17 protein-coding genes and 1 pseudogene are annotated in these 21,486 nt (G+C 71.1%); 8 read left to right on the top strand and 10 right to left on the bottom strand.

Annotated features, from left to right (window positions below; all coding sequences use genetic code 11):
* The first annotated feature begins 156 nt into the window (after window positions 1–156).
* The 5 genes from edd to C7444_RS02255 all read left to right on the top strand — a co-directional run bounded on the left by edd (window position 157) and on the right by C7444_RS02255 (window position 7,877).
* Complete coding sequence (gene edd, locus C7444_RS02235) at window positions 157–1,977, top strand: phosphogluconate dehydratase (RefSeq protein ID WP_110399218.1); 1,821 nt, start codon at window positions 157–159, stop codon at window positions 1,975–1,977.
* 44 nt (window positions 1,978–2,021) lie between these two features.
* Entirely contained in the window at window positions 2,022–2,645 is a 624-nt protein-coding gene (gene eda, locus C7444_RS02240; protein ID WP_110399219.1) for a bifunctional 4-hydroxy-2-oxoglutarate aldolase/2-dehydro-3-deoxy-phosphogluconate aldolase, read from the top strand.
* Window positions 2,646–2,736: 91 nt separating this feature from the next.
* A complete protein-coding gene (locus C7444_RS02245; RefSeq protein WP_110399220.1) occupies window positions 2,737–3,696 on the top strand; it encodes a cation diffusion facilitator family transporter in 960 nt (319 codons plus the stop codon).
* A gap of 258 nt (window positions 3,697–3,954) precedes the next feature.
* Entirely contained in the window at window positions 3,955–6,357 is a 2,403-nt protein-coding gene (locus tag C7444_RS02250; protein WP_245909369.1) for a methyl-accepting chemotaxis protein, read from the top strand.
* On the top strand, window positions 6,354–7,877 hold the full coding sequence (locus C7444_RS02255; RefSeq protein ID WP_110399222.1) for a chemotaxis protein CheW: 1,524 nt from the start codon (window positions 6,354–6,356) through the stop codon (window positions 7,875–7,877). The genes C7444_RS02250 and C7444_RS02255 overlap by 4 nt, the downstream gene beginning before the upstream one ends.
* 10 nt (window positions 7,878–7,887) lie before the next feature.
* Here C7444_RS02255 and C7444_RS02260 read toward each other — a convergent pair whose 3' ends face one another.
* The 3 genes from C7444_RS02260 to C7444_RS02270 all read right to left on the bottom strand — a co-directional run bounded on the left by C7444_RS02260 (window position 7,888) and on the right by C7444_RS02270 (window position 9,588).
* Window positions 7,888–8,628: an SDR family oxidoreductase gene (locus C7444_RS02260; RefSeq protein WP_110399223.1), complete on the bottom strand. Its 741-nt coding sequence runs from the start codon at window positions 8,626–8,628 to the stop codon at window positions 7,888–7,890.
* 25 nt (window positions 8,629–8,653) lie between these two features.
* Window positions 8,654–9,091 carry a DUF1801 domain-containing protein gene (locus C7444_RS02265; protein ID WP_110399224.1) on the bottom strand — a complete coding sequence of 146 codons (438 nt, stop codon included), beginning with the start codon at window positions 9,089–9,091 and terminating at the stop codon, window positions 8,654–8,656.
* A 164-nt stretch (window positions 9,092–9,255) separates the two neighbouring features.
* A complete protein-coding gene (locus C7444_RS02270; protein WP_146219328.1) occupies window positions 9,256–9,588 on the bottom strand; it encodes a hypothetical protein in 333 nt (110 codons plus the stop codon).
* Between the two features lie 189 nt (window positions 9,589–9,777).
* On the opposite strand from C7444_RS02270, the gene C7444_RS20155 reads away from it, so the two are divergent.
* Window positions 9,778–9,942: a hypothetical protein gene (locus tag C7444_RS20155; protein WP_170130602.1), complete on the top strand. Its 165-nt coding sequence runs from the start codon at window positions 9,778–9,780 to the stop codon at window positions 9,940–9,942.
* On the opposite strand, the gene C7444_RS02280 is transcribed toward C7444_RS20155, so the two are convergent.
* Window positions 9,879–10,400: a hypothetical protein gene (locus tag C7444_RS02280; RefSeq protein WP_211317466.1), complete on the bottom strand. Its 522-nt coding sequence runs from the start codon at window positions 10,398–10,400 to the stop codon at window positions 9,879–9,881. The two genes, C7444_RS20155 and C7444_RS02280, sit on opposite strands and share 64 nt — an antisense overlap.
* Before the next feature lie 397 nt (window positions 10,401–10,797).
* Window positions 10,798–10,992 carry a tautomerase family protein gene (locus C7444_RS02290; RefSeq protein WP_110399227.1) on the bottom strand — a complete coding sequence of 65 codons (195 nt, stop codon included), beginning with the start codon at window positions 10,990–10,992 and terminating at the stop codon, window positions 10,798–10,800.
* A gap of 137 nt (window positions 10,993–11,129) precedes the next feature.
* Here C7444_RS02290 and C7444_RS02295 point away from each other — a divergent pair, with 137 nt between their 5' ends.
* Complete coding sequence (locus C7444_RS02295; protein WP_110399228.1) at window positions 11,130–12,038, top strand: LysR family transcriptional regulator; 909 nt, start codon at window positions 11,130–11,132, stop codon at window positions 12,036–12,038.
* 121 nt (window positions 12,039–12,159) lie between these two features.
* Here C7444_RS02295 and C7444_RS02300 read toward each other — a convergent pair whose 3' ends face one another.
* Window positions 12,160–12,381, bottom strand: coding sequence for a hypothetical protein (locus C7444_RS02300; protein WP_146219329.1), 222 nt, complete (start codon window positions 12,379–12,381; stop codon window positions 12,160–12,162).
* Window positions 12,382–13,111: 730 nt separating this feature from the next.
* On the opposite strand from C7444_RS02300, the pseudogene C7444_RS20470 reads away from it, so the two are divergent.
* Window positions 13,112–13,341 (top strand): annotated as a pseudogene (locus C7444_RS20470) (transposase); the annotation flags it as partial.
* A gap of 107 nt (window positions 13,342–13,448) precedes the next feature.
* On the opposite strand, the gene C7444_RS02310 reads toward C7444_RS20470, so the two are convergent.
* The 4 genes from C7444_RS02310 to C7444_RS02325 form a co-directional block, all read right to left on the bottom strand.
* Window positions 13,449–17,765 (bottom strand): DEAD/DEAH box helicase, encoded by a 4,317-nt coding sequence (locus C7444_RS02310; RefSeq protein WP_110399230.1) that lies wholly within the window; start codon window positions 17,763–17,765, stop codon window positions 13,449–13,451.
* A gap of 42 nt (window positions 17,766–17,807) precedes the next feature.
* Window positions 17,808–18,212 (bottom strand): lactoylglutathione lyase, encoded by a 405-nt coding sequence (gloA, locus tag C7444_RS02315; protein ID WP_110399231.1) that lies wholly within the window; start codon window positions 18,210–18,212, stop codon window positions 17,808–17,810.
* A gap of 80 nt (window positions 18,213–18,292) precedes the next feature.
* A complete protein-coding gene (locus tag C7444_RS02320) occupies window positions 18,293–20,428 on the bottom strand; it encodes a transglutaminase TgpA family protein (RefSeq protein WP_110399232.1) in 2,136 nt (711 codons plus the stop codon).
* A complete protein-coding gene (locus C7444_RS02325) occupies window positions 20,425–21,486 on the bottom strand; it encodes a DUF58 domain-containing protein (protein ID WP_110399233.1) in 1,062 nt (353 codons plus the stop codon). Before C7444_RS02325 ends, C7444_RS02320 begins: the two co-directional genes overlap by 4 nt.

Here is a 21,486-nt window from a genome sequence, read left to right on the forward strand (position 1 = left end):
CATCGACCGCCCGAGGCCTTGTGGCCCGGGCGGTTTTTTTGTGCCCGCCCGACCCGCTGCGCAGAGGGGAAAGGCGATTGACGCTGTAACTTTGTTTCGTTCTAATCGAGGCATCGGTTTCAACATCAGGCTGCTCCGGCAGCCGAGCCCGCTGCCATGAAAACCCAGATCGCCGACATCACCGCCCGCATCCGTGAGCGCAGCCAGCCCGGACGCGACGACTACCTGCGCCGGGTGCGTGCGGCGGCCGGCCGTCCGAGGGGCGTCGAACGCATGGGCTGTGCCAATGTGGCGCACGCCTTTGCCGCGCTGCCGGGATCGGACAAGTTCCGCGTCGTGGCCGAGAAGGCGCCGAACCTGGCGGTCATCACCGCCTACAACGACATGCTGTCGGCCCACCAGCCCTACGAGGCCTATCCGGCCCTGATCCGCGACGAGGCGCACCGCCAGGGCGCCACCGTGCAGGTCGCCGGCGGCGTGCCGGCGATGTGCGACGGCGTGACCCAGGGCCTGCCGGGCATGGAGCTCAGCCTGTTCTCGCGCGACACCATCGCGATGGCCACCGCCGTGGGCCTGACCCATGACGTCTTCGACGCCGCCCTGCTGCTGGGCGTGTGCGACAAGATCGTGCCCGGCCTGCTGATCGGCGCGCTGCATTTCGGGCACCTGCCGTGCGTGTTCGTGCCGGCCGGCCCGATGGGCAGCGGCCTGTCCAACACCGAGAAGTCGAAGGTGCGCGAGCAGTTTGCCCAGGGCCTGGTCGGCCGCGACGAGCTGCTGCGGGCCGAGTCGGCCGCCTACCACGGCGCGGGCACCTGCACCTTCTACGGCACGGCCAACTCCAACCAGATGCTGCTGGAGGCCATGGGCCTGCACGTGCCCGGCGCCGCCTTCATCCACCCGCACGAAGGCCTGCGCGAGGCGCTGACCCGCGAGGCCGTGCGCACGGCGCTGCGCCTGCGCGCCGGCGGAGAGCGCTACACGCCGATCGGCGAGCTGGTCGACGAGCGCTGCATCGTCAACGCGATGGTCGCGCTGCTGGCCACCGGCGGCTCCACCAACCACCTGATCCACTGGGTCGCGGTGGCGCGCTCGGCCGGCATCCTGATCGACTGGACCGACTTCTCGGAGCTGTCGGACTGCGTGCCGCTGCTGTCGCGCGTCTATCCGAACGGCAAGGCCGACGTGAACCAGTTCCAGGCCGCCGGCGGCCCGGGCTTCGTGCTGCGTGAGCTGCTCGACGCCGGCTGCGTGCACGGCGACGTGCTGACCGTGGCCGACGGCGGCATGGCCGCCTACGGCACGGTGCCGTCGCAGCAGGCCGACGGCAGCCTGACCTGGACGGCGCTGCCGGCCGAGCCGATCGACGACAGTGTCGTGCGCACCGCGGCCGCGCCGTTCAGCGAGCAGGGCGGCCTGAAGCTGCTGACCGGCAACCTGGGCCGGGCGGTCATCAAGGCCAGCGCGGTGCCGGTCGAGCGCCACGTCGTCGAGGCGCCCGCCATCGTCTTCGACAGCCAGGAGCAGCTGCAGCAGGCCTTCAAGGCGGGCCGGCTCGAGCGCGACTTCGTCGCCGTCGTGCGCTTCCAGGGCCCCAAGGCCAACGGCATGCCCGAGCTGCACAAGCTGACGCCGCCGCTGGCGGTGCTGCAGGACAAGGGCTTCCGGGTCGCGCTGGTGACCGACGGCCGCATGAGCGGGGCGTCGGGCAAGGTGCCGGCCGCCATCCACGTCAGCCCCGAAGTGCTGGCCGGCGGGCCGCTGGGCAAGGTGCGTGACGGTGACCTGATCCGCCTGGACGCGGTGGCCGGCACGCTGGAGGCCCTGGTCGCCGCCGACGAATGGGCCGCCCGTGCACCGGGCGAGCGCTCGGCCGAGCTGGCCGACGATGCCGGCCACGGCCTGGGCCGCGAACTGTTCGGCGGCATGCGCCGCCACGCGCTGACCGCCGAAGAAGGCGCGATCACCTGGCTCTGAAGCCGGCCTCTCCCTTTCCGCTACCGAACCCGGACCCACCGACCATGAACACCCTCGATCTGATTGCCCACGGCCCCGTCATTCCCGTCATCGTGCTCGACCGCGTCGAGGACGCCGTCCCGCTCGCCCGTGCCCTGGTGGCCGGCGGCGTCAAGGTGCTCGAGGTCACGCTGCGCACGCCCGCGGCGCTGAAGTGCATCGAGGCGATGATCGCCGAGGTGCCCGAGGCCATCGTCGGCGCCGGCACCGTGCGCTCGGTCGATGACGCCAGGGCCGTCCAGGCGCTGGGCTGCCAGTTCGCGGTCAGCCCGGGCTACACCTCCGAGATCGGCCGTGCCTGCCTGGACATCGGCCTGCCGCTGCTGCCGGGCGTGTCCACCGCCAGCGAGGTGATGATGGCCAACGCCGACGGCTACCGCTTCCTCAAGCTGTTCCCGGCCACCGCGGTCGGCGGCGTCAACCTGCTCAAGGCCTTCGCCAGCCCCTTCCACGACGTGGTGTTCTGTCCCACCGGCGGCATCACGCTCGAGACCGCGCCGCAGTTCCTGTCGCTGCCCAACGTCAAGGTCTGTGGCGGCTCCTGGCTGACGCCGGCTGATGCGGTGAAGAACGGCGACTGGGCCCGCATCACCGAGCTGGCGCGCCAGACGCACACGCTGCGCGCCTGAGGCGCCGGCGGGCGGGCGCCCGGTTTCCGGCGCCCGTTGTGCAGCGGACCCCACTAGGATGTCGGCTTCACGGACTGCACGCCGCCGCACCATGCACTTCTCCGATCTGAACGCCGAAGCCGAAGACAGCGACCACTCCGCCGCCGAGCGCCGCCGGGCGGCCTCCCGCAGCACCTGGGTCAGCGTGCTGGTCAACCTGGTGCTGACGGTGCTGCAGATCACGGCCGGGGTGCTGGCCCGCTCCCAGGGCCTGGTGGCCGACGGCATCCACTCGCTGTCGGACCTGGTGGCCGACTTCGTCGTGCTGCTGGCCAACCGCCACAGCAGCAAGGACGCCGACGAGGACCATCCCTACGGCCACCAGCGCTTCGAGACCGCCGCCTCGCTCGTGCTGGGCGGCCTGCTGCTGGCCGTCGGCCTGGGCATGGTCTGGTCGGCCTTCCTGAAGCTGCAGCAGCCCGAGCTGGTGCCCTCGGTCGGGCTGGCGGCGCTGTGGGTCGCCGGCGGGGCGCTGGTGGCCAAGGAGCTGCTGTTCCGCTACATGCTGGCGGTGGCCAAGCGGGTCAAGTCGAGCATGCTGGTGGCCAATGCCTGGCACGCCCGCTCGGATGCCGCCTCCTCGCTGGTCGTGGGCATCGGCATCATCGGCAACCTGATGGGCTACCCCATCCTCGACCCGATCGCCGCGCTGGTCGTCGGCTGCATGGTCAGCAAGATGGGCTGGGAATTCGGCTGGGACGCGATGCACGACCTGATGGACCGTGCGGTCGACGAGCAGGAGGTCGCGGCCATCCGCGCCACGCTCGCCGGCACGCCCGGCGTCAGCGGCGTGCACGACATCCGCACCCGCAAGATGGGCGACATGATCGTGGTCGACGCCCACATCGAGGTCGACGCGACCCTCACCGTCGAGGCGGGCCACGACATCGCCGTCGAGGCCCGCCACCGCGTGCTGCAGCGCCACCGGGTGCTCAACCTGATGACCCACGTCGACCCGTGGCGGCGTCCCGACCTCGATCACGCGCCCGCCACGGCGGTCCAGTCCGGTTGAGCCGCCGCCGATCCGGGCACCTGCCGTTCGAGGCACGGTGCCGGGTTGGGGGAACTGCCCAGGTGGAAGGGCTCAAGCTGACGGCGCATTGACCGAAAAACCGTTCATGACGCATCGGTTCGGTGCGTCGGGTCGCCGCGCCTGCCGGGTCAGCGACCCGGCGCCGGCATCCGGTCTGCACGTTCCACCTCACTGCCGGACACCATGAACAAATCAACGCCCCCGGATGTCGCCCCTTCGGTCCATGTGCCCGCTGGCATGCCCCCTGGTGCGGGCAGCCTGCATACCGCCCTGATGCGCAGCCAGCTGGTGGCTGAATTCGACCTCGACGGGCGCTTGCTGAGTGCCAACGAACGTTTTCTGACGGCCATGGATCATGCGCTGTCCGATGTCGTGGGTCAGCCCCACCGCCTCTTCTGCCCTGATGACGCGGGGGAGGAGGCGCTCTGGACCCACTTGCGGGCTGGCCAGGTCCAGGACGGCGAGTTCCAGCGTCGCAGCCGCCAGGGGCGTCCGGTCTGGCTGCGGGCCAGCTACGTGCCGATCGCGGGTGACCAGGGCGAGCCGATCAAGGTGCTCATGCTCGCCAGCGATGTCACGGCGGCCAAGCTGAAGTCCATCGAGGACCGGTGCAAGCTCGAGGCGATCTCGCGGTCGCAGGGCGTGATCGAGTTCGATCTGTCGGGCCACGTCCTGATGGCCAACGACAACTTCCTGCAGCTGACGGGCTACACGCTCGAGGAGGTCCAGGGCCAGCATCACCGCATCTTCATTGACAAGGAGGAGGTGAACGGCGGGGCCTACCGGCTTTTCTGGCAGAAGCTCGGCCGGGGTGAGTTCGATGCCGGCGAGTATCTGCGCTTCGGCAAGAACGGCAAGCGCCTCTGGATCCAGGCCAGCTACAACCCCATCCTCGACCTCGAGGGCCAGCCGGTCAAGGTGGTCAAGTTCGCCACCGACGTCACCGCGGCCAAGCTGGCCGGTCTCGAGACCGATGTGCGCATGGCCGCTCTCTCCAGCAGCAGCTGCGTGATCGAGCTGAGCCGCGACGGAGTCATCCTGACGCTCAACGACGGCATGCAGCGCACGCTGGGCTACAGCGCCTCGGAGCTGATCGGCCAGCCCGAATCGATGCTGCTGTTCGAAGGCGAGGCCGGGTCGGCCACGCACCTGGAGCACTGGCGCGAGCTGCGTGCCGGCCGGGCCGTGAGTGGTGAATTCCGTCGTCAGGGATCAGGGGGGCGCGAGCTGTGGTTCTCCGCCGTGCTCAGCCCGGTGATGGGACTGGACGACACGCTGCTCAAGGTCCTGGTCCTGGCTCAGGACATCACCGCCACCAAGCTCGAGCGGCTGGACGCCGAAGGCAAGCTGCACGCCATCGACCGGGCCCAGGCGGTGATCGAGTTCGACCTGACCGGCCGGGTGCTCAGTGCCAACGACAATTTCCTGCAGCTGCTCGGCTACCAGCTGGACGAGGTCAAGGGCCGTCACCACCGCATGTTCGTCGAGCCCGCACACGCCACGACGTCCGAGTACCAGGGTTTCTGGGAACGACTGGGCCGGGGCGAGTTCGAGTCCGCCGAGTACAAACGGGTGGGCAAGGGCGGCAAGGAGGTCTGGATCCAGGCCACCTACAACCCGGTGTTCGACCCGTCTGGCAAACCCGTCAAGGTGGTCAAGTTCGCCAGCGACATCACGCAGGCCCGGCTGCGCAACGCCGAGTTCGAGGCCAAGGTCGCGGCCATCGACCTCGGCCAGGCGGTCATCGAGTTCGACCTCGACGGCAACGTGCTCACCGCCAACCGCAACTTCCTGGCCGCGATGGGCTACACGCTGCGCGAGATCCAGGGCCAGCACCACAGCACCTTCTGCACCGCCGAGTACACCCAGAGCGTCGAGTACCGCGACTTCTGGCTGCGCCTGACCGAGGGCCAGTTCATCAGCGGGCGCTTCCACCGCGTGGGCAAGTACGACCGCAACGTCTGGATCCAGGCCACCTACAACCCCATCCTCGACCTCAACGGGAAGGTGGTCAAGGTGGTGAAGTACGCCTACGACGTCACCAACGAGGTGATGCTGGAGCAGCGCATCGCCGCCAACTCCACGGAGATGGCGGTCAGCGTGCGCCGCCTGGTGCAGAGCATCACCGAGATCGCCGCCAACTCCGGCGTGGCCGCCGAGATGGCCGACGAGGCGTCGCAGGCGGCCCGCTCGGGCGCGGAGTCGCTGCAGAAATCGATCACCGCGATCGGGGCCATCCAGACCAGTTCGGTCAAGGTGTCCGAGATCGTGCGGGTCATCGGCGACATCGCCAACCAGACCAATCTGCTGGCCTTCAACGCGGCCATCGAGGCCGCGCGGGCGGGCCAGCACGGCGTGGGCTTCTCGGTCGTGGCCGGCGAGGTGCGCAAGCTGGCCGAGCGCAGCTCGGTGGCTGCCCGCGAGATCGCCCACCTCATCGAGGACTCGGTGCTGCAGATCACCCACGGCGCCGAGGTCAGCAAGGAGGCCGCCCGCAGCTTCGAGGGCATCCTCAGCAGCGTCGGCCGCACGGGCAGCAGCGTCACCCAGATCGCCCAGGCCACCGAGAGCCAGCGTCTGACGGCCAACGAGGTGTCCGGTCTGATCGACGCGCTGACCGGCGCTCCGGTGCAGGCATGAGCACGCCGCCGGACGCCACCCGTGCCGGCCCCGTCGAGGGCTACGGCGGCTTCACGCTCGGCGGCATGCAGCTGGCGCTGCCGATGGCCGCGCTGCGCGAGGTGGTGCCGTGCGGCCCGCTGATCGACCTGCCGTGTCCGGCGGCCTGCGTCATCGGCGGCATCGACCTGCGCGGCGTGCTGGTGCCGGTGGTCGACCTGCGCCGCCTGCTCGGCCGCGAGGCGCCGCCCTGCGCCGCGCCCTGCGTCGTGCTGATGGTCGACGACGGCCGCATCCTCGGTCTGCTGGCCGAAGGGGTCAGCGGGGTCTTCCCTGGCATCGAGGGCACGCTGCACCGCGTGCAGGTCGATGACCCGACCGCCGCGGTGTTCGCCGGCAGCATCCAGCGCAACGACGACCGCAGCCTGGTCAACGTGCTCGAGCCCCGTGCGCTGGCGCGGCTGCCCCAGGTGCCGATGGTCGACGACCCGGAGCCGGCCCGCCAGCAGCGGGTCGCCGACAGCACCGAGGTGGTGATCGACGACCAGTTCGTGCCCGTCATGCTGTTCCGCTGCGGCCGCGTGCCGCTGGCCATCGACGCGATGTCGGTGCATGCCACCGTCTCGGACCCGAAGATCCGGCCCTCGGTGCTGGCCCGTGGCGACTGTCTGGGCGTCATCGACTACGCCGGCAGCCACATCCCGGTGCTCGACCTGATCACCTTCTTCGGCCTGGGCCCGTGCACCGGGCAGGCCGGTGCCCAGGCCTTCGTCGTGCGCTTCGACACCGGCCTGCTGGCCTTCCTGGTCGACGAGGTGGTCGACGTCGTGCGCATCCTGCCCGACCGCGTGATGAAGGTGCCCGCCTACGCCCTGCCGCAGCCCCGCCTGTTCGCCGGGGCCCTGCCCACCACGGCGCTGCCCGAGGGCCGGGTCGAGCGGGACGGCGTCGCCGTCAGCCAGTACCTGCTGATCGACGGACCCGCCTTGCGCCAGTGTGCCGAGCTGGTCTCGCTGGCCTCGATCAGCACCGCCTCGAGCAGCGCCGACGTGCGCTCCTTCGTGCCCGGCGTGCAGCAGGCCACCGGACAGCGTGCGATGGTCACCTATGCGCTGGGCGGCGAGACCGCGACGCCGCTCGAGCAGGTCAAGGAGATCCTGCCCTATGTGCCCGAGCTGGCCATCTTCGAGTTGCGCGGGGCGCTGCTGGGCCTGCTGGCCCACCGCGGCCGCTCCATCCCGGTGATGTGCCTGAGCCGCCTGCTCGGCCTGGCACCACCCGAGGTCTGCTCGGCCGTCAGCGTGCTGGTGGTCGAGGCCGACGAGGTGCTGACCGGTTTTGCCGTGCCTTCGCTGCGCACCATCGAGCCCGCCGACTGGGAGCCTGGACTGCCCCGCATGGGCCTGCACCAGCACGACGAGCTGACCCAGGCGCTGCAGACCCGCCAGCTGGTCCAGGTCGGCAGCAGCGAGACCCGGCGCATGCTGCGCATGCTGGACCTGGAGCGCATCGCCCGGGCCCTGCAGGCGCAGGCCGCCTGACGCCGCTGGCTCAGCCCAGCGTGCGCCCGCCGTTGACCGCCAGCCGCTGGCCGGTGATGAAGTCCGCCCCCGGCGAGGCCAGGAAGACCACCATCGCCGCCACGTCCTGAGGCTGGCCCATGCGCGGCAGCGCCACCCGCGACCGGTAGGACTGCAGCGCCGCCTCGCTGGCGCCCGCGTGGCGCTCCACCGGCACCCAGCCGGGCGCGATCAGGTTGACCGTGATGCCCTCGGGACCGAGCTCGCTGGCCCAGGAGCGTGTCATGCTCAGCATCGCCCCCTTGGCCGCCGCATAGGGGGCGAAGGCCGGGCTGCCCAGCTCGGCCACTTCCGAGCCGATGTTGATCACCCGCCCGCTGCGGCGCAGGCGCCAGTCGGGCAGCACCGCCTGCAGCAGCAGCAGGGGCGCCTTGACGAAGAAGTGGAGCTGGTCCAGGCAGGCCTGCCACGACTGCGCCATGATCGGCATCTCCGGCTGCGGCCCGGTCGCGTTGTTGACGATCAGGTCCACCGGACCGATCTCCGCGCGGATCTGCTCCAGGCCCGCCTCGATCGACTCGGCGTCGGTGACATCGAAGGGCGCGACCGTCGCCACGCCGCCTGCCTCGCGGATGTCGGCCACCACCCGGGCCGCGCCCAGCAGGTCGTGCGCGCAGTTGACCGCCACCGCCCAGCCGTCGGCGGCCAGCGCCACCGCCATGACGGCGCCCAGCCCGCGCGAGGCGCCGGTGACCAGAGCGACCTTCTTCATGTCCGCCGTCCCTGCCATCGATCGTTCAGGCCGCGTCCGGGCCCGCGGGCACCGGTGGGGTGGCCACGCCAGCCGCCGCGCGGGCGGCAGCGCCCTTGCGCGGCAGCGGCTGCGAAGCGGCCAGGAAGGCCAGCGACACATACTCGCGCACGTTCTTCTTGAACAGGTCGCCGACCTTGTCGATCTTGATGTGGCGCCGCAGCTTGCCTTCGCCCTCGAGCACCTGGTGGCGATCGGGCAGCTCCGCGCCGCGGCTGAATTCCAGCGCCACGTGCCGCTCGTAGGAGAACAGGCCGCAGAACGGCGAGCGGGCCGAATACAGCAGCCCGCCGTACTTGACCTCCTCGGAGATCTTCGGATCCACCGAGTGGATCAGTTCGCGCACGCGCTTGACGAGCTGGTAGCGGGGCTCGTCGCTCATCCACAGCGCGCCGAGGAAGTCGTCGACTTCATCTGATTTCATGGGGCCTTCCGGTCGACGTCCGGGTCATGGTGCGGGCCGGCCATGGAGCAGGGCGCTTCCGATCGGCCGGGTCACCCGGCACGCCAGCGTGTCCGGGGCTGGCAGTGTATGACGGCTGCCGGCGGTGGCGCCACGGCAGCCCGTCGTCGATGGCCCCGTCGCCGTCAGGGGGCGAGGGTGGCCACCGCCGTGGGCTGGGCCTGGACCGCTTCGCCGCTGGCCAGCCAGCGCACGCTGGCGGGTGGCTGCACGATGAACCGGTTCGTGTCGATCGACGCCGGCTGCAGCGCGCGGCGGGCGACCAGCACCGCCGGATGCTCACCACCGCTGTGCGCCGCCTTCCAGCGCGGGCTGGCCGGGTGGCCGAGGATGAAGGTGTTGGGATCGATGGCGCTGAACGGCGCCGCCCCGGTCGCCGGCTCGGCGCTGGCCGCCAGTGCGGCCGACGAGGACACGCTCGCCACGACGGCGATCAGACAGAGATGGAATTGGCGCATGGAGCCCTTGACAGTGCAAATTAAGTAGTAACCCTATGTTGCACTGCAGCAAGCCTGGCGTCAACCATCAAGTGCGGGCCGTCCATCACGAAAATCGCTCGGGAGATGGCGTGGCACCTCTGCCCGATGGGGCCGCCAGCGGACTCGAACTTCGGTAAAGTGTCGTCTCTCCACATGCAGGATCTCACCATGCTCAAAGCCGCGGAACCCAAGCGCAAGAAGCCGAGCCCGCAGGCCGTGATGCGTGCCGTGGCCAGCTCGACGGCCGTTGAAACCGGCCAGGCCCTGGCTCAGCTGGAGCAGAAGCTGCGCCAGCCTTCACTCCGCTTCGCCCACATCAAGCTGGCTCGCTGAGGTCTCCGTCGCTGGCGGCCATGGCCTCGGCGACCAGCTGGCCCATCGGGCCGTAGCGGCCGGAAAGTCCGGCGTGAATCGCTGCGATGTAGTCGGGCTTGCGACGTTCCCAGGCGCATCAGGTACCTGACCTCGAATTCATCGAGCAGCCTGGAGATCTGTCCTGCCGCAGCGAACATGAATCCGCTCTTGACCATGTTGACCGAACGTTCCTGACCCGCCCAGCTGTACACATTGCCCAGCCAGAGGTGGTGCCAGCTCTTCAGGTCCTGCACCAGGAGCTGCCGATCAGGAAAACGGTCGAACAGCACTTCATCGTAGAACTGGGCCAGCAGCCCCAGCTCCAGATCGGCCATGTCGTCCGGTGACTGGATGCCGACCCGGTTGCGCAGCACCTGTTCATTCGATCCAGGTTCAAACTCACCCTCGGCGCCAGTCACTTGGTAGCGGTCGGTCATGGCGTGCGTCCTCGAGCCAGATGCCAGACGCCCGAGCGTCTCCAGCAGCACGCCGATCATCCCTTCCGGAACCTCGTCCCGCAACGTTGATCACGCGTGAAGGGTGCCATTCGAAGGCACCCCGCGACGGCGCCGGACGCAGTTCATCTTCCTCTTCAGCGCCAGTCCACTCCTGCCCGGTGAGCCGACGGAAGGCTCCGAGCCGAGCGCTGCTCAGGCGAAGGACCGCACCTGTGCCACCGGCTGGCGTGGCTTTCGGGGCCGGTTGCCAGCCGCCGGGTGGCCCACGGTCACGAGCATCACGGGCGCGTCCGAAGGCTGCAGGCCAACCAGCGCTCCGTCCACGTGGCATCGACATGGAGCGCATGGAGCGCATGGAGGGCACGACCGGCCGGGCTCAACTCGGGCTGGCTGCTCCGAACAATTTGCCGGCGCCCGCCCAGTCCGAAGCCTTCACGTCTTCAAAGATCACGTAGATGTAGTCGGGATCGGTGCCGGTGTGCTCGACGATGCTTTGCGTGATCTCGGCGGCCACAGCGGCCTTTTGCTTCTGGTCCTTTCCTTCGAACCAGCTGACACGAACGACGGGCATGGGTAACTCCTTCAAGGGGGATGAGATCTCGGCTCCACTGCGGGTGCAGGGTGTTCGAGACGGTCCTGCCATCGTATAGTTGAAATTCAAGAACATAATTGAATGATTTTCGACACAAAGTATCTCTGGAGGACACATTGGACGAGCATGACCCCTTTTCCGGCGTCGCCGTGTTCGTGACGGCAGCGCGGATGGCGACCTTCACCAAGGCGGGCGAGAAGCTGGGCCTGACCAAGTCGGCCGTGGGCAAGGCCATCACCCGCCTGGAGACGCGACTGGGCTTCAAGCTCTTTCATCGAACCACGCGCTTGACGCGCCTGACCGCCGACGGAGAGGCCTATCTGGCCGCCTGCCTGTCCGCGCTGGATGAGGTCACGGCCGCCCAGACGGCGCTGTCGTCCAGCCACCAGGTATTGAGCGGACGACTGCACATCGACATGCCGGTGTCGTTTGGACGGCGCGTGCTGCTGCCCGCGCTGATGGACATCGTGCGGCCGCATCCCGGCCTCAGTCTGACGCTGACGTTCACGGATGCGACCAGCGATCTGCTGCGCGAGGACGTGGACCTGGCCATCCGCTTTGGCCGGCTGGCGGACAGCAGCCACCTGGTGGCTCGGCGCCTCAGCCACCAACGGCGTGTCATTTGTGCTTCGCCGCGATACCTGCAGGCCCACGGAGTGCCCCAGACGCTGGCCGACGTGTCGGCACATCGCTGCATCGTCGGAACCCCCAGCGGGCCTCCGGTGGTCTGGTCCGTGCGCGATGGCGGCACTCCCCGCTCCTGCACACCGCCGGCCACGCACCAGCTCAGCGACGGCGAGGCCATGGTCGATGCCGCGGTGGGCGGACTGGGCCTGCTGCAGCTGCCCATCTTCATGGTGCGCGAACCACTCGCCGCAGGTGCGCTGCAAGAGGTCCTGGCCGATGTGGCGGGACCTGACGTGGAGATCCACGCCGTCTGGCCGCACCGGGGTCAATTGAGCCCCCGGCTGCGTCATGTGGTGGATCAACTGCTGGCCTGCGCCGCAGCGGGGCGCTTCAGCTAGGGACGGTCGGCATGCATCGCCCGCCCTGAACGATGGGGGAGCCGCTTCAAGCGGGGTGGAGACTCAAGGTGCGCAGCGCCTGGAGAGGCCGGATCGGGCGCAGCAGCAATCCGATCACCGATCAGCACCGCAGATACAGCAACTTCTGCTGGGCGTCCTGCAGTCGCATCCCGATCTGAGCCCGATCCCCCCGACCCGACCGTTCCTCACCCTTCAGTGCCACGACCTCGCCCTCCAGGCGCCGGCACTCCCGCTGCAGCGAGGCCGGCTTGCTCATCCGACGCTGGTAGGCCTCCAGTTGCGCGGGCGACATGCCGGTCAGCGGTTTCAGCGCGTGGGCCATGTCCTCCCGGAACTTCTCCCGCTGCACGTTCCAGGGTCATCGCTGTGCCCAGGTGTACTTGCAAGAAGAGAACAACGACAGTTGTCGTGTGGACTTGCCGCTTGATTCATGTTGGTGAATCGACATGAATGCGGTGCCAAGGTCGGGAAAAAAGGAGTACAGCGATGTGCCTGCTCCAGGAGTGACCTCGATTGCTGATATCTGTTCGGCAGAGACCAAGACTACCCTTGCCGTTGAGCTTGCTGGTGGTGCGCAACAGTAAGGAACGCCGAGACTCAGTGTTCGCTCTCGGTTTGCGACATCGGCCGGCGTTTCATGCCACGTGACTTTGACGCTGGTGCGAGCCGGGTTCACTACAAAAGTTGGGAGGAATGTCAGCCCATCAGGGACAGGCCCCGTCAAGCGTGAGGTTGGCTCAGGTCGGCCTGCGTTCTGGGCCTGTACGCGTTCTGATGGATGAGAGCCGTACTGGATGTGTGAGCCGGTTGGGACTTCGCATGCGATGGTGAGTAGCGGGGCTGCCATTGCACATGTGGAAGACAGGCCTGCAGCGACGAAGAAAAATAGTTGATTCATGGGGTGTCTACCTGCAGTTCGTCCGCAGGGACGAGGCGGGCTGCTGCGAGTTGGTGGTGGGCGATATGCGTTCGATCATCCATGTCGGTGAGGCCCGTCAATGCCAGTCCATCGCCGTGATCAAGGGGTTGTGCGACACAGGTGCATCAGCACCGACTTGCAGATTGTCAAGCTGCCCGAGGCGAGAGCGGGGTTTGTATTGCTGCCTCGGCGCTGGGTGGTCGAGCGCAGTTTCGGGTGGCTGTTGCACTTTCGCCGTCTCAGCCGCGATTTCGAGCGCTTGCCTCAGGTGTTGCCCGCCTGCATCTCGTTGTCTTCGCCATCCTCATGCTCCCCAAGACCGCAGTAGTGCTGGCTTTGGGAGAAGTTCATAACACGCTCTAGCCGTGGCATCAGGGGGCGTCCAGTCGACGCACCCCCGTTCGGAGTGATGCACGTCGCGCTTCCGTGCCGTGAATCACGGAGGCATGGCCTCATCGCATCGCCGGCGATCAATCCCCCAGCATCAACGCCACCAGTTCCTCCGCCTGCAGCGGGCCGCTGACCTCGTTGCCTTCGAGCACGCTGTCGGCGAGTTCGCGCTTGTCCTGGTGCAGGGCGACGATCTTCTCTTCCAGCGTGCCCTGGTGCACCAGGCGGTAGACGGTGACGGGGCGCTGCTGGCCGATGCGGTGGGCGCGGCCGCTGGCCTGGTCTTCGGCGGCGGGGTTCCACCAGGGGTCGGCGATGACGACGTAGTCGGCGACGGTGAGGTTGAGGCCGAAGCCGCCGGCCTTCAGGCTGATGAGGAAGAGCTCGCCTTCGCCGGCCTGGAAGGCGGCGACGCAGCGGGTGCGTTCGGCCGCGGGGGTGCTGCCGTCGAGGTACTGGTAGGGGATGCCGGCGGCGTCGAGCGGCTCCTTGAGCAGCGCGAGGAAGTCGACGAACTGGCTGAAGACGAGCGCCTTGTGGCCGTTGGCGGTGAGTTCGGCGGCGAGCTCGCCGAAGGCGCGCACCTTGGCGCCGGGGGTCCTGAGGTCGGGGGTGACCAGGCGCGGGTCGCAGGCGGCGCGGCGCAGGCGGGTGAGCTGGGCGAGGATGTTGAGGTGGGCCTGGCCGGGGGCGTCGGACTTCATGGCGCGTTCGGCGTCGCGCAGGGCCTGGCGGCGCAGGGCCTCGTAGTGGGCGCGCTCGGTGGCGTCGCCCTCGACCAGCAGGCTGAGTTCGGTGCGCGGGGGCAGGTCGTCGAGCACCTGCGACTTGGTGCGCCGCAGGATGAAGGGCGCGATCAGCCGGCGCAGCGTGCGCTGGGCGATGCGGTTGCGGTCGCGCTCGATGGGCACGGCAAAGCGCAGGTTGAACAGCGCCAGCGAGCCGAGCAGGCCGGGGTTGCAGACCCGCATGATCGACCACAGCTCGGAGAGCCGGTTCTCGATGGGCGTGCCCGAGAGCGCGAGCCGGAAATCGGCGCTCAGCTCGTGCACGGCCTGGCTGCGCTTGGCCGAGGCGTTCTTGATGGCCTGGGCCTCGTCGAGCACCAGCGTGTGCCAGGCGCGTTCGCCGAAGGTGGCGGCGTCGAGCTGCTGCAGCTGGTAGGACACCAGCACCACGTCGCCCGGGCCGGCGCCGCGCACCAGCGCGGCCCGGTCGCCACCGGCGTCGCCTTCGGCATAGGGCAGCAGGCGCAGCGTGGGCGCGAAGCGGTGGGCCTCGGCCTGCCAGTTGCCGATCAGCGAGGTGGGCGCGACCACCAGCGCCGGGCCGTCCGCGGCGCGGGCGAGCAGCACGGCCAGGGCCTGCAGCGTCTTGCCCAGGCCCATGTCGTCGGCCAGGCAGGCGCCCAGGCCGGTGGCGGCCAGGCGCATGGCCCACTGGTAGCCTTCTTCCTGGTAGGGGCGCAGCTGGGCCTGCAGCGTGCGCGGCAGCGCCGGCTGGACCGACTGCGCGACGATCAGCCGGTCGATGCGCTCGCGGAAGGCCACGTCGACGTTCACGTCGGCACCGGCCAGCGTGCGGTCCAGCCACTCGGCGGCCACCGGGGGCACGTGGGTGACGGGCTCGCCGCCCCTGGCTGCGGGCTTGCCCGGCTGCGCGACGCTGGCGAGGTCCTCGAGGCGGGCGCGCAGCTCTTCGGTCAGCGCCAGGAAGCGGCCTTCGCCCATTGGGATGAAGCGGCTCTTCTGGTGGGCGCTCCAGTCGAGCAGGCGGTCCAGGCTGGTGACGAGCTGCTCGTTGATCGTGATGCCGCCCTGCAGCGCCAGCCATTCGGAGCCGGAGCTGACGTTGACCCGCAGCTGCGCCACGCCGACGCCGTCGACCCGGATCGGCTTGCCCTTGGGCCAGTCCAGCGCCATCACCGCGTTGAGCGTGTGCAGGCGCTCGAGCAGCGCGAGCGCCTCGTCGGGGGTCTCCAGGTCCCAGGCGGCGGGGGCCATCGGCGGCAGCGGCGTGAGCATGGGGCAGGCGTCGAGCACGGTCTCGAGGTGGCTGCGCTCGGCGGCGAGGTCACGCTGCACGCCCAGCGTCTCGCCGTCGACGGCGGTGATCAGCCGGGCGCGGCCCAGCCCCGGGCTCAGGCGCGGGCCGCTGCCGCCGAAGGGGGCGACCACCAGCCGCAGCGTCACGCCGGCCCCCTGCGGCGTCAGCTCGGCGCGCAGGCGCGATTCGCACGGCACTTCGCGGCCCGCGGGGGCGTCGTCGCTGTGGATCTGGAAATGGGCGCCCAGGCCCTGCAGCACCGGCTGGAGCTGGTCGGCCGCTTCCTTGGGCAGGCTCAGGCCGCGGCCCACGAGCTGGGCCACCCGCTTCTGCGCCGGGTTCAGGCGGATCAGCTGGGCCCGCTGCGGCTCGGTACGCTCGAGGGTCAGCGTGCGCAGCGCGTCGACCTCCTTGAGCTCGCTGGCGCTCAGGCTCAGGCGGCGCAGGCCGGCGGGCAGCGGCTCCTCGCTCTCGTCCTCGGTCCAGCGCGGCGCGGGGATGAGCCGCACCAGCAGCTGGTCGCCCTGGTCCTGCACGTCGATCTGCGGGCTGACCTCGGTCAGCGTGACCAGCACCTCGGGCAGGTCGTCGAACACCAGGCAGGGGTGCTCGATCAGCGCCACCGCGGCGGCGGCCAGGTCCAGACGCAGCGTGCGGTCCCAGCTGCTCTGGCGGATGCAGCGCGCCACCGCGGCGTCGTGCGGCGGCAGGGACTCGGTCTTGACGATGCGCGACAGCGGCACCGCCTTGGGCTTGCTCCAGCCGCGCAGGCCGTGTTTCTGCTCGAAGGGCAGGATGCTGCGCAGCGCGCCCTGCTCGTTGATGTCGATGACCCACATCAGCCGCGACTCGTGCGTGACCAGCGTGGTGCCCGCGGGCGCGCGCACCGCCTCGGGCGTGGCGATGGCGGCCAGCGCGGCCAGCGCGTGGCGCCAGCCCTCGGCGCTGCGGGCGACGAAGAAGCGGGCCGGTGCGGGGCGGCCCTGCAGCACGGCCAGCGCGCCCTCGAGCTGGTCGGCTAGGTCGGTCAGGCCGACCTGGGTCAGGCGGTTGCGCAGGAAGTCGGCGGCCCGCAGCTGGTCCTCGCCCAGTTCGGGTGGCGCGCTGCCGGCGTCGGTCAGCCAGGCGCGCACCAGCCAGCGCCAGAAGTCGAGCGTGTGCAGCTGCGGCACGCGGCTGACGGCGCGGAACTCGCCCGGGTCCCGCCGCGCCTCGCCCAGGCGCATCTGCTGGGCCAGCGCGAGCACGCCCCAGGGCGTGTCGGGCACCGGCTGGCGCTTGCCGCCCTCGTTCAGGCAGAACTTCAGCGCCCGCTGCAGCTCGGCAGGGTCCTGGCGCGCCATCAGCGCGAGCACGAAGGGCGCCATCAGCGCCAGCGGCAGCAGACCCTTGCGCTTGCCGGTGTCCGCCCGCAGCCGGGCCAGCACGCCGTCGTAGCCGGCGATGCAGGCGTCCCAGCGGCCGTGGCGGAAGTCGATCACCGCCTGCATGGCCTGCGCCACCTGCTGCCAGCTGGCAGCCTCCTCGGGTGCGCGCCAGGCGGTGGGCCGCGTCATCGGCGCCAGGGTGGCCCCGACCTCGTCGAAGCGTCCGGCCATCAGCATGAACTCGGCCAGGTAGAGCGGCAGGCCGAGGTTCTCGCAGCTCATGGCCAGGTCCGGCTCGGTGCGCGCGCGCGCCAGCAGCGCCTCGCTCAGCGCCACCACCGGCAGGCCGCCCGGGTTCTGCCAGTGGGTCAGCAGCACCGTCAGGCGGTCGGCCAGCACCTCGGCCTGCAGGCCGGGGTGCAGCCGGGCGAACAGCAGCTCGTCGAGCGGATCGTGCACCGCCCGCTCGAGCACGTCGTCCCAGCCCATGCCCCAGCTGCAGGCCGAGCGCAGCCCGTGCAGCTCGGCGGGCGGGCGTCCGCCGAAGGCCGCCAGCTGCGTGATCGCGACGGCGGCCTCGAGGTTGGGGAAATGCCCGTGGCTGCCGGTCAGCGTCGGCCCGAGCTTCTCGGCGCTGGCCAGCGCGGCGCGCAGCGTGTCGTGGTCATGGCCCTGCAGCGCCTGCAGGTAGACGGCGCTGAAGGCGCCCGGGTGCACCCGCCAGCAGCCCGCGCGGTGCGGGTGTTCGCTCAGCCAGCCGGTGCGGGCCAGCTGCTCCATGCCGGCGCGCACGTGGTCCGTGCCGAAGCGCTGGCCGTCGGCGCGCCGTGCGCCCAGCCGGTCGAGCAGTCCGTGCACCCAGGCCCGGGTCCGGTGCAGCGAGCCCAGCGCCAGCGCCGAGAGCAGCTGCCGCTGGTCGGGGTCGAGGCGGGCGAGGTCGAAGTGGCCGGCATCGGCGGGGGTGGGAGCGGGGCTGGAGGGCATGCCGGGGATTGTCTCCGGCGCGGCAGGTTCAGCGGAATGCGCTCAAGTCATCGTCCCGTGCTGGATCAGCTCGACCTTGTAGCCGTCGGGGTCCGTCAGGAAGGCGATGACGGTGTCGCCACCGAGCACCGGACCGGCCTCGCGGGTGACGGCGCCGCCCAGTTCGGCGGCCACGCGGCGCGCGGCCTCGCAGGTGGCGGCCGCGTCCGCCACGCCGATGGCGATGTGGCCGTAGGCGGTGCCCAGCTCGTAGCGGTCGACGCCGTGGTTGTAGGTCAGCTCCAGCTCGGCCTGTTCCGGGTTGGCGGCAAAGCCGAGGTAGGCGAGGTCGTACTGCTGTGCGGGCCGGTTCACGACCCGCAGCAGCTTCATGCCCAGCACCCGGGTGTAGAAGTCGATCGAGCGCTGCAGGTTGCCGACGCGCAGCATGGTGTGGAGGAATTGCATGGCAGGGGGCTCCGTGGGAAGGAAGGGGAGACGTGGCAGGGAAGGCCGGCAGTGGCTGGCATTGTCCCGAAGCGGGCGGTTCAGCGTGACGGGTGGGGCGATTTTGGTGGCTCGACCGGCCGGGCGGGCAGCCGGCGCACCAGGCCCAGCAGCTGCCGCCGGGCCGGGCGCGGCGCCTGCGGGCGACGGGAGGCGTCCGCCGGTGCGTAGCGGTCGTCCTCGAAGTTGAGCAGCGCCCGGGCCAGCGCCTGCCCGTCGGCGCCCCAGCGCTGCTGCACCGCATCGGCGACACGGCGTGGCGGCCAGTGCGGCGGCAGGACCATGCCGCGGCGGGCCAGCGAGCGCTGCACCAGGGCCCAGGTGCGCAGCCAGGGATCGGGCCGCCCGGCGCGGGCCCCACCACCGGTGCGGCGCGCCCACCACAGCGCGGGCAGCAGGCCCAGCAGCGCCGCCCCGCCGATCAGCAGGCCCAGCAGCCGCACCAGGCCGGCCACGTCGACCTCGTGCCAGCCCAGCGAGCGCAGCAGGTCACGCTGGCGCTGGGGGGTGTAGCCCAGCACCCAGTCGTTCCAGCGGTGGTCGACGGCACGCCAGAGCTCGCCGGCCCGGCGGGTCCAGGCGGGTGCTTCGCCCCCGCGCCACAGCACCTGGCCGACCAGGCCGGGCGCTGCCCCCAGGCGCAGCGTGCGCTCGATGCGTTCGGGGGCGACCGCGGCGGTGGGGTCGGCGCGCACCCAGCCGCGGTCGTCGCGCCAGTATTCGACCCAGGCGTGGGCATCGGACTGGCGCACCTCGAGCACACCGTCGACCGGGTTGATCTGCCCGCCCTGGTAGCCGGTGACGATGCGCGCGGGCACGCCCGCGGCCCGCAGCACGACGACCAGGCTGGCGGCGTAGTGCTCGCAGAAGCCGGCGCGGCCGTCGAGCCAGAAGTGGTCGAGCGCATCGGCGCCGGCCGGCACCGTGCCGGGCTCGAGGGTGTAGCGGTAGGGGCTGCGGCGGATGTGGGCGAGCAGGGCCTCGACCAGCGTGGTGGCGTCGCGCTGCGGCAGGCCGGCGGCGATCTGCCGGGCCCAGGCCCGGGTGCGGGGATGGGCGCCGTCGGGCAGGGCCAGGTCGGCGCCGAGGGCCTGGCGAGCCATCGGGTGGGCCTCGGCGCTGGGGTAGCGCCACTGCGAGCTGGCCTGGCTGCGCACGCGCAGGCGGTCGTCGAGCGGCCGGTCGCTCATCCACACGCCATCGGGCTGCACGGTGAAGCGCCGGTCCGAGCCTTCGACCCGCGGCGCCTCGATGCTCATCTCCAGCAGCGGCAGGCTGCGCACCCGCAGCGGCTCGACCACCACCTCGTAGGCCAGCGGGCTGCCCAGCGCCTGGGCCGGCAGCCGGCGCTCGTCGAACCCCGCACCGCCCTCGCCGGCGAGCTGCTGCACCGCGGCGGGCCGGGCGGTCCACTGGCCGCCGGCGTCGATGTCGGCCAGCACCGGGCCGCGGAAATAGCGCTGCGCCGCGGCCGGCACCGGCCCGTCGAAGCGCACTCGCATCGCCAGCCCGTCGTCGAGCGCGAGCTCGGCCACCTCGCCCAGGCGCAGGCGGTCGGACAGGCCGGAGCGCCCGCCCAGGTCACCGGGCTGGCCCCACAGCGGCCCCAGGCGCGGAAACAGCATGAACAGCACCAGCACCAGCGGCGTGCCCAGCAGCAGCAGGCGCGCCGACAGGCCCAGCACCTGGCCCAGCGGCGGGCGGCCCACCGGCATGTTCGACAGCAGCAGCGCGCCCAGCAGGCCCCAGACCGACACGCCCATGGCCAGCGCCACGGCCAGCGACTGGGTGTGCAGGAAATTGCCCAGCACCAGGAAGAAGCCGAGGAAGAACACGACGGTGGCGTCGCGGCGGGCCCGCAGCTCCAGGGTCTTCAGCGCGGCGAGCACGACCAGCAGCGTCAGCCCGGCGTCGCGCCCGAGCAGCGTGCGGTGGCTGGTCCAGGTCAGGGTGCAGGCCAGCAGCAGCGCGGCCAGCGTGATCCAGCGCGCGGGCAGCGGCCGCCGGGTGATGGCCAACGTCGCGCGCAGCAGCAGCGCCAGCGCCGCCATGCCCATCGCCCAGGCCGGTACCCGGGCGGCCTGGGGCGCCAGCGTCCAGGCCAGCACCAGCAGCAGGTAGAGCGTGTCGCGGGTGTCGCGGCTCCAGGTGGACGGGTTCAGCGCGCCCGGGGTCATGGGGCGGCTCCAGGCGCCGGCAGGCCCCAGCAGGCCAGCCGGTGCAGCGCGGCATCACGCCCGGGGGCCGGGTTCGTGACCGGCGTGTCGGCGCTGGTCGACGGGCCGGGGGCGGAAGGCGGCGGGCCGTCGGGCAGGTCCAGGCGCCACGGCAGCCGCTGCCGCTCGGCCATCAGCACCCAGGCGCACAGCCGCGACAGCCGCGCCTCGGGGTCGAGCGAGGCCGGGGTGTCGGCCCAGCGCAGGTGGACACGGGGATCGGCCGCCGGCCGCGGGCGCTCGCGCACCAGCAGCCCGCCCCCGCTGGCGAGCAGGCGCGCGCTCGATTTCCAGGCCACCTGCCGCGGGCTGTCGCCCCGTCGCCAGGGGCGCACGCCATCGGGCTCGTCGGGCTCGCGGGCCGCGGTGGCGGGCGCGCGGGAGAGGGGTCGAGGGCGACCCTCCTGCGCGGGCCACGGGGGCGCGCCGATCTCCGGGGCCGGCCAGACCACCGCGGGCGTGGCGGGGCGCCACACCGTCCAGGCGCGGAACAGGCCGAGCGGAAAGCGGCTCTCCAGCGTCAGCGCGGGCAGGGCCTGCAGGCCGCGCCGCGCCGGGCTCCAGGCCAGCTCGACCTCGGCCGCCTGTCCGTCGGGCACGTCGACCTGGACCGGCTCGCCGGCGCCGTCCCGCCAGCGCAGCGTGAGGCCGTGGCGGCCCAGGCGCATCGGGCTCGGCCAGCGCCGCGGGGCCGGGTCCTGCAGCCGGATGCGCACCGGCAGGGCGCCGCCGGCCGGCCCCTGCAGCGGCGCCAGCAGCCGCACGTCGAGGCCGCGCAGCACCGCATGGGTGGCCTGCAGCGCGACCACGCCGGCCCCGGCCAGCACGAAGGTCAGCAGGTGGCCGAGGTTGAGCTGGTAGTTGATCGAGGCCAGCAGCAGCACGGCCAGCAGCGCGCCGTAGCACCAGCCGGTGGCCGTGGGCAGGATGTAGACGTTGCGCTGCGTCAGCCGCAGCGTGTCGGTGCGGGGGTGGCGCTGCTCCCACCAGGCGCGCCACCGGGTCGGCCGCTTCGCCAC

This window comes from Sphaerotilus hippei, assembly GCF_003201595.1.
GTDB classification, from domain to species: Bacteria; Pseudomonadota; Gammaproteobacteria; order Burkholderiales; family Burkholderiaceae_C; genus Sphaerotilus; species Sphaerotilus hippei.

Excerpts from the sequence above, each read along its gene's own strand:
- gloA (WP_110399231.1), bottom strand. The coding sequence starts at position 18,212 with ATGCAATTCCTCCACACCATGCTGCGCGTCGGCAACCTGCAGCGCTCG.
- C7444_RS02245 (WP_110399220.1), top strand. The coding sequence starts at position 2,737 with ATGCACTTCTCCGATCTGAACGCCGAAGCCGAAGACAGCGACCACTCC.
- C7444_RS02250 (WP_245909369.1), top strand. The coding sequence starts at position 3,955 with ATGCCCCCTGGTGCGGGCAGCCTGCATACCGCCCTGATGCGCAGCCAG.
- C7444_RS02320 (WP_110399232.1), bottom strand. The coding sequence starts at position 20,428 with ATGACCCCGGGCGCGCTGAACCCGTCCACCTGGAGCCGCGACACCCGC.
- C7444_RS02300 (WP_146219329.1), bottom strand. The coding sequence starts at position 12,381 with ATGGCCCACGCGCTGAAACCGCTGACCGGCATGTCGCCCGCGCAACTG.
- C7444_RS02255 (WP_110399222.1), top strand. The coding sequence starts at position 6,354 with ATGAGCACGCCGCCGGACGCCACCCGTGCCGGCCCCGTCGAGGGCTAC.
- C7444_RS02260 (WP_110399223.1), bottom strand. The coding sequence starts at position 8,628 with ATGAAGAAGGTCGCTCTGGTCACCGGCGCCTCGCGCGGGCTGGGCGCC.
- C7444_RS02310 (WP_110399230.1), bottom strand. The coding sequence starts at position 17,765 with ATGCCCTCCAGCCCCGCTCCCACCCCCGCCGATGCCGGCCACTTCGAC.
- C7444_RS02290 (WP_110399227.1), bottom strand. The coding sequence starts at position 10,992 with ATGCCCGTCGTTCGTGTCAGCTGGTTCGAAGGAAAGGACCAGAAGCAA.
- C7444_RS20155 (WP_170130602.1), top strand. The coding sequence starts at position 9,778 with ATGCTCAAAGCCGCGGAACCCAAGCGCAAGAAGCCGAGCCCGCAGGCC.
- C7444_RS02280 (WP_211317466.1), bottom strand. The coding sequence starts at position 10,400 with ATGACCGACCGCTACCAAGTGACTGGCGCCGAGGGTGAGTTTGAACCT.
- edd (WP_110399218.1), top strand. The coding sequence starts at position 157 with ATGAAAACCCAGATCGCCGACATCACCGCCCGCATCCGTGAGCGCAGC.
- eda (WP_110399219.1), top strand. The coding sequence starts at position 2,022 with ATGAACACCCTCGATCTGATTGCCCACGGCCCCGTCATTCCCGTCATC.
- C7444_RS02270 (WP_146219328.1), bottom strand. The coding sequence starts at position 9,588 with ATGCGCCAATTCCATCTCTGTCTGATCGCCGTCGTGGCGAGCGTGTCC.
- C7444_RS02265 (WP_110399224.1), bottom strand. The coding sequence starts at position 9,091 with ATGAAATCAGATGAAGTCGACGACTTCCTCGGCGCGCTGTGGATGAGC.